The organism is Bradyrhizobium sp. 35 (assembly GCF_023073215.1).
Lineage (GTDB): Bacteria > Pseudomonadota > Alphaproteobacteria > Rhizobiales > Xanthobacteraceae > Bradyrhizobium > Bradyrhizobium canariense_D.
This window is the reverse complement of record NZ_JADPJC010000058.1, coordinates 45,468-57,986: the sequence shown is the minus strand read 5'-3', so window position 1 is coordinate 57,986 and position 12,519 is coordinate 45,468. Positions and strand designations below refer to the sequence as shown.

General features: G+C 63.8%; 11 protein-coding genes. 3 read left to right on the top strand and 8 right to left on the bottom strand.

Features of this window, described 5'->3' with window-relative positions; all coding sequences use genetic code 11:
- Positions 1 to 92: 92 nt before the first annotated feature.
- Positions 93 to 1,025 carry a zinc metalloprotease HtpX gene (gene htpX, locus IVB36_RS13265; protein ID WP_085361309.1) on the bottom strand — a complete coding sequence of 311 codons (933 nt, stop codon included), beginning with the start codon at positions 1,023 to 1,025 and terminating at the stop codon, positions 93 to 95.
- Positions 1,026 to 1,211: 186 nt separating this feature from the next.
- On the opposite strand from htpX, the gene IVB36_RS13260 reads away from it, so the two are divergent.
- The 3 genes from IVB36_RS13260 to IVB36_RS13250 all read left to right on the top strand — a co-directional run bounded on the left by IVB36_RS13260 (position 1,212) and on the right by IVB36_RS13250 (position 4,557).
- A complete protein-coding gene (locus tag IVB36_RS13260; RefSeq protein ID WP_247391644.1) occupies positions 1,212 to 2,513 on the top strand; it encodes a lytic murein transglycosylase in 1,302 nt (433 codons plus the stop codon).
- A 256-nt stretch (positions 2,514 to 2,769) separates the two neighbouring features.
- A complete protein-coding gene (locus IVB36_RS13255) occupies positions 2,770 to 3,273 on the top strand; it encodes a DUF1993 domain-containing protein (protein WP_018454975.1) in 504 nt (167 codons plus the stop codon).
- 183 nt (positions 3,274 to 3,456) lie between these two features.
- On the top strand, positions 3,457 to 4,557 hold the full coding sequence (locus tag IVB36_RS13250) for an alkene reductase (RefSeq protein WP_018454976.1): 1,101 nt from the start codon (positions 3,457 to 3,459) through the stop codon (positions 4,555 to 4,557).
- Positions 4,558 to 4,745: 188 nt separating this feature from the next.
- Here the strand turns inward: IVB36_RS13250 and IVB36_RS13245 are convergent, their stop codons facing one another.
- The 7 genes from IVB36_RS13245 to glpD form a co-directional block, all read right to left on the bottom strand.
- The gene (locus IVB36_RS13245; protein ID WP_039799251.1) at positions 4,746 to 6,488 is read right to left on the bottom strand and encodes an ABC transporter substrate-binding protein; all 1,743 of its coding nucleotides are present in this window, start codon (positions 6,486 to 6,488) and stop codon (positions 4,746 to 4,748) included.
- Between the two features lie 127 nt (positions 6,489 to 6,615).
- Positions 6,616 to 6,945 carry a DUF2160 domain-containing protein gene (locus tag IVB36_RS13240; protein ID WP_018454978.1) on the bottom strand — a complete coding sequence of 110 codons (330 nt, stop codon included), beginning with the start codon at positions 6,943 to 6,945 and terminating at the stop codon, positions 6,616 to 6,618.
- Between the two features lie 10 nt (positions 6,946 to 6,955).
- Complete coding sequence (locus tag IVB36_RS13235; RefSeq protein WP_018454979.1) at positions 6,956 to 7,762, bottom strand: carbohydrate ABC transporter permease; 807 nt, start codon at positions 7,760 to 7,762, stop codon at positions 6,956 to 6,958.
- The gene (locus IVB36_RS13230; RefSeq protein ID WP_018454980.1) at positions 7,762 to 8,664 is read right to left on the bottom strand and encodes a sugar ABC transporter permease; all 903 of its coding nucleotides are present in this window, start codon (positions 8,662 to 8,664) and stop codon (positions 7,762 to 7,764) included. The genes IVB36_RS13235 and IVB36_RS13230 overlap by 1 nt, the downstream gene beginning before the upstream one ends.
- Positions 8,664 to 9,749 (bottom strand): ABC transporter ATP-binding protein, encoded by a 1,086-nt coding sequence (locus IVB36_RS13225; RefSeq protein WP_247391643.1) that lies wholly within the window; start codon positions 9,747 to 9,749, stop codon positions 8,664 to 8,666. The genes IVB36_RS13230 and IVB36_RS13225 overlap by 1 nt, the downstream gene beginning before the upstream one ends.
- Before the next feature lie 12 nt (positions 9,750 to 9,761).
- The gene (locus IVB36_RS13220) at positions 9,762 to 10,901 is read right to left on the bottom strand and encodes an ABC transporter ATP-binding protein (RefSeq protein ID WP_247391641.1); all 1,140 of its coding nucleotides are present in this window, start codon (positions 10,899 to 10,901) and stop codon (positions 9,762 to 9,764) included.
- Positions 10,898 to 12,448 carry a glycerol-3-phosphate dehydrogenase gene (gene glpD, locus IVB36_RS13215; RefSeq protein ID WP_247391640.1) on the bottom strand — a complete coding sequence of 517 codons (1,551 nt, stop codon included), beginning with the start codon at positions 12,446 to 12,448 and terminating at the stop codon, positions 10,898 to 10,900. Before glpD ends, IVB36_RS13220 begins: the two co-directional genes overlap by 4 nt.
- Positions 12,449 to 12,519: the final 71 nt, after the last annotated feature.

Below are 12,519 nucleotides of genomic sequence, written 5' to 3'. Positions count from 1 at the left end.
CGCAGGAACTGTCACGGCAGGGTGTTAACACCGGCCGGGACCGTCCTGTGTGCGACAGGTCACAAAGCGTGCAAATTAGAGCCGCTGCTGCGTCAGCCCCAAGGCCCGCGCGAGGAGGAGCGGCCCCACGGGCTCCGCGGCGGATAGTTCTCATTGGCGCCGACCGACGGCGACGCCTGCGCACCAAGCTCGGCTGCGAGCTGCTGAAGCGCCGCGATGCGATTTTGCGTCGAGGGATGGGTGGCAAACAGATTGTCCACGCCGTGGCCCGACAGCGGATTGATGATGAACATGTGCGCGGTGGCGGGATTTCGTTCCGCCTCGGCGTTCGGGACCTGATGCGCCGCGCCTTCGATCTTCACCAGCGCCGATGCCAGCCACATCGGCTGACCGGCGATGCGTGCGCCGAGATTGTCCGCGGCGTATTCACGGGTGCGGCTGATCGCCATCTGCACCAGCATGGCGCCGATCGGGGCGAGGATCATCATCAGGATCGAGCCGACGATGCCCGGGCCGTTGTTGTCGCGGTTGCCGCCGAAGAACATGCCGAACTGCGCCAGCATCGAGATCGCACCGGCAATGGTCGCGGTCACAGTCATCAGCAGCGTGTCGTGGTGCTTGATATGAGCGAGCTCGTGCGCGATCACGCCCGCAAGCTCCTCGCGGCTGAGCTGGTGCATCAACCCGGTGGTGACCGCAACCGCGGCATTCTCGGGATTGCGCCCGGTGGCAAACGCGTTGGGCTGCGGCTCGTCCATCAGGAACACGCGCGGCATCGGCAAGCCGGCGCGGGCCGCTAGCTCGGCCACGAGCCCGACCAGCTCCGGTGCGCTGCTGCGGTCGACCTCATGGGCGCCATACATGGACAGCACCATCCGGTCGGAGTTCCAGTAGGTGAAGAGATTGGTCGCCGCGGCAATGACGAGCGCAATCATGGCGCCGCCGGCACCGCCGATCAGATAGCCGACGCCCATGAACAGGGCGGTGAGGCCTGCGAGCAGCATTGCGGTACGAAGATAATTCATGGCCGTCTCCCGAGGCCGGCCGTAGCCGCTGGAGGCGTTGCGGGCCGGCGAGCATGAGGTAGGGATGACCCCGGCCCGCCCGCAAGGTTTCAAGGTGCGTCGCGGAGCCGCGGCACTGGTTTGAGGTCAATCGTTCCATTAAGCTTGGCCGAGAATCCAAGCGTCTCCTCCCCTTGCGGAAACCTCATGCTCCAGACCCGATTTGCGATCGCGGCCGCCGCCCTGCTCACGCTCGCCCTTCCCGCCTCTGCCCAGTTGGCGCCGCCGCCGGCAAAGCCCGCGGCTCCCAGGGCCACTGGGCCCTCGCCGCGCGCGGCGTCGTGCCATAACGGGGCGAACTTCGATCGCTTCCTGGTCGACGTGAAACAGCAGGCCGTTGCCGCCGGCGTGTCGCAGCGGACGATCGCGGCGGCCTCGCCTTACCTCGTCTACGACCAGGGCATCGTCAATCGCGACCGCGGCCAGCGCGTGTTCGGCCAGCTCTTCACCGAATTTGCCGGCCGCATGGCCGCGCCCTATCGCATGCAGAACGGCCAGCAGCATATCAAGCAACATGCGGCCGCGTTCGCGCGCGCGGAAAAGGAATACGGTGTGCCGCCGGCAGTGATCGCCGCGTTCTGGGGACTGGAGAGCGATTTCGGCGTCAACATGGGTAATCTGCCGACACTGAAATCGCTGGTGTCGCTGGCCTATGATTGCCGCCGCTCGGAGATGTTCGTGAACGAGACCATCGCCGCGCTGAAGATCATCGACCGGGGCGACCTGCATCCGGACGAGATGGTCGGCTCCTGGGCCGGCGAGCTCGGTCAGACCCAGTTCCTGCCCGTGCATTACGTCAACTATGCCGTCGACTATGACGGCGACGGCCGACGCGATCTCCTCCGCAGCGAGGACGACGTGATCGGCTCGACCGCGAACTACATCGCCAACGGCTTGAAGTGGCGGCGCGGCGAGCCGTGGCTGGAGGAGATCAAGGTGCCGCAGAACCTGCCGTGGGATCAGACCGACCTCACGGTGCAGCTGCCGCGCTCAAAATGGGCGCAGCTCGGGGTTACCTATCCCGACGGCCGGCCGCTGCCGAACGACAATCTCGCGGCCTCCGTGCTGCTGCCGATGGGACGCTTCGGTCCGGCCTTCATGGCATACCCGAATTTCGCGGCCTACACCGAGTGGAATAACTCGCTGATCTATTCGACCACCGCGGGCTATCTCGCCACCCGCATCGCGGGCGCGGCTCCGATGCGAAAGCCGTCCACACCGGTCGCGCAGCTGCCATTCAACGAGCTCAAGCAATTGCAGCAGCTTCTGGTCCAGGCTGGCTTCAATGTCGGCAAGGTCGACGGCGTGCTGGGCCAGCAAAGCCGCGCCGCGGTGAAGGCGATGCAGATCAAATACGGTCTGCCGGCCGATTCCTGGCCTACGGCCGAACTGCTCGCTCGCATGCGTGGGGGCACGGCACAGGCGCAGCCAGTGGGGACGATCCGGTAAGCACCAGGATCGCTCTCATGCCCCGCGAAAGCGGGGCATCCAGTACGCTGCGGCCTTCAATCACAGCTGCTCGGAGTACTGGATCGCCCGGTCAACCGGGCGATGACACGAGGGTATGACGCCGATAGCACCACAGCCCGCTCGGTAGAATTTTCGCACTGCACAAGCCCCTCCGGCGATTGTATTTTTCCATGACGTTCCCATGTGAGTAGCTCAGGTTTCTCCTGAGATTTCCCACTTTTGAAGCGAGCATCACATGTCCTTCCACGACGCCGTCGTTCCCGCCTATTTGCAAATGTTGAACAGCCTGATCGGCCTGCTCACGAAAGCCGAAGCGCATTGTGCGGCCAAGAAGGTCGACCCCAGCGTCCTGCTGGGCTCCCGCCTGTTTCCGGACATGCTGCCGCTCTCGAAGCAGATCCAGCTGGTCAGCGATTTCGCAGCCAAAGGTTGCGCCCGGCTGACCCATAGCGACGTGCCCTCCACACCGGACACCGAGACCAGCTTTGCGGAGTTGAAGCAGCGCCTGGCGAAGACCATCGACTACGTGAAATCGTTCAAGCCCGAGCAGTTCGAGGGCGCCGACACCAAGGACGTCACCTTCCCGGCCGGCCCCGACAAGTCCATCACCATGAAGGGCCAGCAATTCCTGAGCGCGTTCTCGCTGCCGAACTTCTATTTCCACGCCGCAACCGCCCACGGCCTTCTGCGCCACGCCGGCGTCGAGATCGGCAAGCGCGATTTCCTCGGCGCGAACTGAAAGGCGATTATTCAGACGGCCGCGGCGGGAGATCCAATCTGCTGCTGCGGCTGAAATTGCACATGCTTTATGCTGCGCGGCTCGGCTGCGCATCTCGCCTGCAGTTTCTGTATGGCTCCTCCCTTGCGCTGATTGCCGCAATGCACAAGTGTTCCGGATCTCTCACCGCCTGGAAGCATTCTCATGAGCCGTTCGACCAAATTGTTTGAGACCTACAAGCTCGGCCCGATCACGCTGGCGAACCGTTTCGTGATGGCGCCGCTGACGCGCAACCGCGCCGTTCCCGGCACCTTCGTACCGGGCGCGCTCGCCGCTGACTATTACGCCCAGCGTGCCTCGGCGGGGCTTCTGATTACCGAAGCGAGCCAGGTCTCACAGCAGGGCCAAGGCTACCAGGACACCCCCGGCATCTACTCAAAGGACCAGGTCGCCGGCTGGCGCACGGTCACCGATCAGGTGCATCAGCGCGGCGGCAAGGTCTTCATCCAGCTCTGGCATGTCGGCCGCATCTCGCATGTCGACCTTCAGGCCAATGGCGCAGCCCCGGTGGCGCCGAGCGCGATCCGCGCCAAGGGCAAGACTTTCGTCAACGGCACTTTCGCCGACGTCTCCGAGCCCCGTGCGCTCGAGCTCTCCGAAATTCCAGGCATCATCGACGATTTCAGGCGCGCCACGAAGAATGCGCTCGAAGCCGGCTTCGATGGCGTCGAGATCCACGGCGCCAACGGCTATCTGCTCGAGCAATTCGCCAAGGACGGCACCAACAAGCGTACCGACGCCTATGGCGGCTCGATCGAGAACCGCGCGCGGCTGATGCTCGAGGTCTCCAGGGCCGTCGTCGCCGAGGCCGGCGCTGATCGCACCGGCATCCGCATCTCGCCGGTGACGCCGGCCAACGACATCTCGGATTCGAACCCGCAAGCCTTGTACGACCATATCGTCGACGGCCTCGCCGCGCTCAAGCTCGTCTATCTCCATGTCGTCGAAGGCGCCACCGGCGGTTCGCGCGACATCGCGCCGTTCGACTATGCGGGCCTGCGCAAGCGCTTCCCCGGCGCCTACATCGCCAACAACGGCTATGATTTCGACCTCGCTGCCAAGGTGCTCGAGGCGAACGCGGCCGATCTCATCGCCTTCGGCAAGCCGTTCATCTCCAATCCCGATCTGGTCGAGCGGCTGAAGCAGGGCGCGGCGCTGAACGACTGGGACAAGAACACGTTCTACGGCGGCGGCGCGAAGGGATACACGGACTATCCGACGCTGGCGGCTGAGCCGGCGGAATAAGGTGTCGTTGTCGCTCCATCCTCCGTCATTGCGAGGAGCGAAGCGACGAAGCAATCCAGACTACCTCCGTGGAAAGACTCTGGATTGCTTCGCTTCGCTCGCAATGACGTGTGGAAGCAAAATCCACGACAATAAAAAGAAAAAAGGCCGGGATTGCTCCCGGCCTTTCGTCGTTATGCTGATGTGCTTTACTGCAGCGAAGCGCGCTTCGGGGGCTGTGCCGGCCACGACTTGATCAGAGTGTCGTAGTCGACCGTCTCACCCTTCGGCTTCTCGTTGGCGAGCTTGCGCTGCGGAGCAATCGTGCCGTCCTTCTGGGCCTTGGCGAACCAGAACTCGGCCGACTCCTTCTTGTGCAGCTTCGGACCGCAGGCGCCCTGCACGCCCGACTTCTCCAGACGCTCCATGACGGAGTCCTGGGCCGCGGCAAGCGAGTCCATCGCGGCCTGCGGCGTCTTGGCACCGGACGACGCATCGCCGATGTTCTGCCACCACAGCTGCGCCAGCTTCGGATAGTCGGGCACGTTGTTGCCGGTCGGGGTCCACTGCACGCGCGCGGGCGAGCGGTAGAACTCGATCAGGCCGCCGAGCTTCGGCGCACGCTCGGTGAACGACTTGTCCCAGATGTCGGATTCACGGATGAACGTGAGACCGACATGGCTCTTCTTCAGCGACACCGTCTTGGAGACGATGAACTGGAGATAGAGCCAGGCCGCCTTGCGGCGATCCGGGGGAGTCGATTTCAGCAGCGTCGCCGAACCCGCATCCTGGTAGCCGAGCTTCATGCCTTCCTTCCAGTACGAACCGTGCGGCGACGGAGCCATACGCCACTTCGGCGTACCGTCCGCGTTCATCACGGCGATGCCCGGCTTCACCATGTCGGCGGTGAAGGCGGTGTACCAGAACATCTGCTGGGCGATGTTGCCCTGCGCCGGCACCGGACCCGACTCGGAGAAGGTCATGCCCTGGGCCTGCGGCGGAGCATACTTCTTCATCCACTCGAGGTACTTGGTGATCGAGTAGACCGCGGCCGGACCGTTGGTGTCGCCGCCACGCTCGACCGAGGAGCCGACCGGACGGCAGCCTTCCATGCGGATGCCCCATTCGTCGACCGGCAGACCGTTCGGGATGCCCTTGTCGCCGTTACCGGCCATCGACAGCCAGGCGTCGGTGAAACGCCAGCCGAGCGACGGGTCCTTCTTGCCATAGTCCATATGGCCATAGACCTTGACGCCGTTGATCTCCTTGATGTCGTTGGTGAAGAACTCGGCGATGTCTTCGTAGGCTGACCAGTTCACGGGCACGCCGAGCTCGTAGCCATACTTGGCCTTGAACTTGGCCTTGTAGTCGGCGTTGGTGAACCAGTCGTAGCGGAACCAGTAAAGGTTCGCGAACTGCTGGTCGGGCAGCTGATAGAGCTTGCCGTCCGGCGCCGTGCCGAACGACTTGCCGATGAAGTCATTGACGTCGAGCATGGGGTCGGTGACGTCCTTGCCCTCGCCGGTCATATAGTCCGACAGCGCGATGGTCTGGCCGTAGCGGAAGTGGGTGCCGATCAGATCGGAATCGTTGATCCAGCCGTCGTACACGTTCTTGCCGGACTGCATCTGGGTCTGCAGCTTCTCGACGACGTCACCTTCCTGGATGATGTCGTGCTTGAGCTTGATGCCGGTGAGCTCGGAGAACGCCTTGGCCAGCGTCTGCGACTCATATTCGTGGGTCGTGATGGTTTCGGAGACCACGTTGATCTCCATTCCCTTGAAGGGCTCGGCGGCCTTGGCGAACCACTCCAGCTCCTTCTTCTGGTCTTCCTTCGACAGCGTCGAGGGCTGGAATTCCGCGATCCACTTCTGGATCGCGGCGTCGTCGGCGGCGCGCACCGGCGCCGAGACGGCCAGCGACACCGCGACGATGGCGGCGACGCTGGACATCGTCAGAAAGCTATTCTTGGTCAATGGACGTTCCCTTCTCCTAAACTGCCGCATGTTATTCCTCCGTTGCAGCGACAAACTTTTTACAGGCCCGGGTTGGTCCCGGATCTGGCCGTTCCTTCGCGGGCTAGACCGTGCGGAAAATGAGTACGGCCGTGGCCAGCGAAATTCCTGATGCGATCCAAAGGCGCGAAATTTCAACTCCGTCCTCGCCGATCGGCAGCGTGGCGAGGGGGTCGGTGCCGGCGAAGGCGATCCACAGCAAGTGGATGACCGCCGCCGTGATCAGGGAGATGAACAGGCGGTCGCCGCGCGTGGTCGGGATGCGCAGCACGCCGACGCGCTCGGCTTCGGGATAAGCCACCCCGAGCCAGGTCATCACAGCCAGCGTGCAGGCGAGCGCGACAAAAAAGATCGCCGTCGGCGGCGTCCAGGCCATCCATGCAATCCATTCCATTGATGCCTCCCTAGACCCGACCGAGCGCGAAACCGCTCGCGATATAATTGCGGACGAACCAGATCACGAGTGCGCCCGGGATGATCGTCAGCACGCCGGCTGCCGCCAGCAGGCCCCAGTCCATGCCCGCAGCCGACACCGTGCGCGTCATGATCGCCGCGATCGGCTTGGCCGAGACCGAGGTCAGCGTGCGCGCGAGCAGCAGCTCGACCCAGGAGAACATGAAGCAGAAGAAGGCGGCGACGCCGATGCCGCTCGCAATCAGCGGCACCAGGATCTTGATGAAGAAGCGCGGGAAGGAATAGCCGTCGAGGAAGGCGGTCTCGTCGATCTCGCGCGGCACGCCCGAGACGAAGCCTTCCAGGATCCACACCGCCAGCGGGACGTTGAAGATGCAGTGCGCGAGCGCGACCGCCCAGGGCGTATCGAACAGCCCGATCGCCGAATAGAGATTGAAGAACGGCAGGGCATAGACCGCGGCCGGCGCCATGCGGTTCGAGAGCAGCCAGAAGAACAGATGCTTGTCGCCGAGGAAACGGTAGCGCGAGAACGCGTAGGCCGCCGGCAGCGCCACCGAGATCGAGATGATGGTGTTGAGGACGACATATTCCAACGAGTTGATATAGCCGGAATACCAGCTCTCATCGGTGAAGATGCGCTTGTAGTGCTGGAGCGTCGGCGCGTGCGGCCACAGCGTCATCGTCGAGACGATCTCGGCGTTGGTCTTGAAGCTCATGTTGACGAGCCAGTAGATCGGCAACAGCAGGAAGATCAAGAACAGCGCCATGATGAGGCGACGGCCGGGGATCGAGTGCATCACACGGCTCCTTCCTGCGGCTTCCGATCGCTGCCGGCGTTGGTCATGACGGTGTAGAAGATCCAGCAGACGATCAGGATGATGAGATTGTAGACCAGCGACAGCGCGGCGGCCTTGCCGAGGTCGAACTGGCCGAGCGCGATCTTGACCAGCTCGATCGAGACGAAAGTCGTCGAATTGCCGGGCCCCCCACCAGTCACCACGAACGGTTCGGTGTAGATCATGAAACTGTCCATGAAGCGCAGCAGCACCGCGATCAGCAGCACGCGGTTCATCTTCGGCAGCTGGATCGCCTTGAACACGGCCCAACGCGAGGCGCCATCGATCTGCGCCGCCTGGTAATAAGCCTCCGGGATCGACTTAAGTCCGGCATAGCACAGCAGCGCGACCAGGCTGGTCCAGTGCCAGACGTCCATCACGATGACCGTGACCCAGGCGTCGATGTCGTTGGAGACGTAATTATAATCGATGCCGGTCGCATTGAGGACATAGCCGAGCAGGCCGATGTCGGGACGGCCAAAGATCTGCCAGATCGTGCCGACCACGTTCCACGGGATCAGCAGCGGCAACGCGAGGATGACGAGGCAGGCCGCAACCGTCCAGCCCTGGCGCGGCATCGACAGCGCGACGACGATGCCGAGCGGCACCTCGATCGCGAGGATCACCAGCGAGAAGAACAGATTGCGGCCGAGCGAAGCCAGGAAGCGGCCGCCGAGATCGGTCGAAGGATCGAGCAATTCCTTGAACCAGCCGACACCGTTCCAGAAGAACTGGTTGTTGCCGAAGGTGTCCTGCATCGAATAGTTCACCACCGTCATCAACGGCAGCACTGCCGAGAAGGCGACGACCAGGAACACCGGCAGCACCAGGAACCAGGCTTTTTGGTTGATAGTCTTGTCCATCAGGCGGCTCCCTCCACCAGAAGGCTGTCGGCATAGACGTGGACGTGCGACGGATCGAATTTCAGGCCGGCCGTGCCGTCCGGGCTGGTGAAGCCGGCCGGCGCGCGCGCCGCTAGCTTGGCGTCACCGAGCCGCGCGCGCGCGAAGCGGATCCGGCCGAGGTCGTCGACGCGTTCGATCTTCGCACTGAGCAGGCCGGGCGCCGGCGCCACGACCTCAACGAATTCCGGACGGACGCCGATCTCGATCTTCGCGCCAGCAGGCAGCTTGTCGTAGCTGCGGTTGAGCGCAATGACGTGACCGCCGATCTTGGCCTCACGGCCCCTCACCTCGGCCGGCAGGATGTTCATGCCGGGCGAGCCGATGAAATAGCCGACGAACGTGTGCGCCGGCTTGTCGAACAACTCGGCCGGCGTGCCGCTCTGCACCACGCGGCCGTCATGCATGACTACCACGGTGTCGGCGAAGGTCAGCGCCTCGGTCTGGTCGTGGGTGACGTAGATCATCGTCAGGTCGAGCTCGCGATGCAGCGCCTTCAACTTGGAGCGGAGCTGCCATTTCAGCTCGGGGTCGATCACGGTGAGCGGCTCGTCGAACAGCACGGCGGCAACGTCGGAGCGTACCAGGCCGCGGCCGAGCGAGATCTTCTGCTTGGCATCGGCCGTGAGCCGCGTCGCCTTGCGGTTCAGATAGGGCTCGAGGTCGAGCAAGCGGCCGATCTCGGCGACCCGCTTGTCGATCTCAGCCTTCGGCACGCCGCGGTTCTTCAGAGGGAACGCCAAATTTTGCCCCACCGTCATGGTGTCGTAGATCACCGGAAACTGGAACACCTGGGCGATGTTGCGCTTCTGGGTTGACAGCGGTGTGATGTCCTCGCCGTCGAACAGGATTTTCCCCCGCGACGGCGTGATGATGCCGGAGATGACGTTGAGCAGCGTGGTCTTGCCGCAGCCGGACGGCCCGAGCAGCGCATAGGCGCCGCCCTGCCGCCAGGTCATGGTGACAGGCTTGAGAGCAAAGCTGTCCTGCGGGGCATCATTGCCGCCGTAGGAGTGGGCGAGATCGACGAGGTCAATGCGGGCCATGTCGCATCCCCCTCAGGCTTTTTTCTTTGACGCGTTTTCTTCACGCGAACCGCTCGGCACTTCGCTTGAAAACGCTATGGGACCGGGTGCCGCGACCAGCCGGTCGGCAGCATCGAAAACGAACACGTCGTTGGGATCGAGCACGGCATCGAGCGTCTGGCCGGGCTCGAATTCGTGCACGCCGTGCAGCACCGCCACCCAGTTCGATCCGTCGCGGGTCAGATGCACGAAACTCTCCGAACCGGTGATCTCGGTCACCGTTACCGTGGCATGGAAGGCGTGGCGGTCAGTCTCGCCATTGGCAAGTGCGAGCTGATGGGCGCGAAATCCGACGCGATAGGCGCCGTCCGCGAGCGAGGAATAGAGACCGGACGCCGGCGCGGCAATGCCGCCCGCATATTGCACGGAACCGTTCTTCTTCTCGATGCCGACGAGATTCAGCGGCGGATCGGAGAACACCTGCGCGACCCGCAAGGTCTGCGGATGACGGTAGACCTTTGGAGTCTCGCCGATCTGGAGCGCCTCTCCCTGCCACATGCACACCGTGTTGCCGCCGAGCAGCAGCGCCTCGGTCGGCTCGGTGGTGGCATAGACGAAGATCGCGCCGGAGGCCTCGAAGATGCGCGGCAGCTCGGTGCGCAGTTCCTCGCGCAGCTTGTAGTCGAGATTGGCGAGCGGCTCGTCGAGCAGCACGAGGTCGGCGCCCTTCACCAGCGCGCGCGCCATCGCAGTTCGCTGCTGCTGGCCGCCGGAAAGCTGGAGCGGCGTGCGCTTCAGGAACGGCTCGAGCCGGAGCAGCCGGGCGGCTTCCGCAACGCGCGCCTCGATTTCGGCGCGCGGCTTGCCCTGCACGCGCAAAGGCGAAGCGATGTTCTCGTAGACCGACAGCGAGGGGTAGTTGATGAACTGCTGATAGACCATGGCGACCGAGCGCTGGCGCACGTCGACCCCGGTGACGTCCTTGCCGTTGACCAGCAGCTTGCCCGATGTCGGTTTGTCCAGGCCAGCGAGCAGCCGCATGATCGAGGTCTTGCCCGACAGCGTCGGCCCGAGCAGCACGTTGAGCGTGCCGCTCTCGAGCGTCAGCGAGACGTCGCGGATGTGTGGGACCCCGTCGACAGTCCGGGTCACGTGATCGAGTGCCACCGTCATGAGCGTCCTCCGGCTTCCAGCAGGGGACTTTGCTGCACGGCGTGGGTCCTGATCCAGTCGTCCAGCGCCGCGATCTCGTCGGCACTTAGTCGCAGGCCGAGCTTGGAACGGCGCCAGACGATATCTTCGGCAGTAACGGCCCATTCGTTGGCGATGAGATAGCGGACTTCGCGCTCGGTCAGCGTCGCACCGAAGGCTTGGCCGAGATCGACCGCCGATTTCGCATCCCCAAGCAGCTTGATCGCCCTCGTGCCATAGGAGCGCGCCAGGCGCCGCGCATGCTCGTGGCTGAGGAAAGGATAGCCGCGCTGAAGCTCGGCGATCAGGCCGTCGACATCGGACACGCCCATGTCGCCGCCGGGCAGCGGCCATTTGCCGGTCCAGCCTTCGCGTGCTTTCGCACTGCGAAGATAGGGCGCGAGCCGCTCCAGCGCCTCCTCGGCGAGACGGCGATAGGTCGTGATCTTGCCGCCATAGATCGACAGCAGCGGCACGCCGCCGGACGTGTCGAGCTCGAACACATAGTCGCGCGTCGCGGCCTTGGCTTCGCTGGCCCCGTCGTCATAGAGCGGACGTACGCCGGAGTAGGTCCAAACCACGTCATCGGGCGTGACAGGCTTGGCCAGATATTCGCTCGCCGCCGTGCAGAGATACTGGATCTCTTCGGCCGTCGCCTTCACCTTGGCGGGATCGCCGTCATAGTCGCGGTCGGTGGTGCCGATCAGCGTAAAATCGTCCTGATAGGGAATGACGAAGATGATGCGGCCATCTGCATTCTGGAACATGTAGGCGCGGTCGTGGTCGTAGAGTTTTTTCACGACGATGTGCGAGCCCTGCACCAGGCGCACCTTGGCTTTCGCGTTGACGCCGGCGCCGCGGCCGAGCACATCCTCGACCCAGGGCCCGCCGGCATTGACAACCGCACGGGCCTGGATCGACGAGCGCGCGCCTGTCAGCGTGTCGATCATGCTGACGGTCCAGATGCCGTCTGACTGTTTGATATCCGTCGCGCGAGTGCGGGTGCGGATCTCGGCGCCCTTATCGGCGGCATCGCGTGCGTTGAGCACGACGAGACGGGCGTCGTCGACGAAGCAGTCGGAATATTCGAACGCGCGGCCGTAGCGGTTCGGGATCAGCGGGCGGCCGACCTCGTCGCGTCGGAGGTCAACCGAGCGCGTCGCCGGCAACAGATGACGGCCACCGATGTGGTCATAGAGAAAGAGGCCGAGGCGCAGCAGCCAGGCTGGCCGCAGGCCCGCATGGTGCGGCAAAACGAAACGCAGGGGGCGAATGATGTGCGGCGCGATGCCCCAGAGAATCTCGCGCTCGATCAGCGCCTCGCGAACCAGCCGGAACTCGTAATATTCGAGATAGCGCAGGCCGCCATGCACCAGCTTGGTCGACCAGGACGACGTCCCGCTCGCCAGATCGTTCATTTCGCACAGGAAAACCGCGTTGCCGCGGCCCACCGCGTCGCGCGCGATGCCGCAGCCGTTAACACCGCCTCCAATAATGGCGAGGTCGAAAATACGATCCAACAGACGCATCCCCCGGCGACCGCCCGTTCAATCGAGCGGTTACTTTCGCTTTTGATTAGATCACACCAGAAAACGAAAGC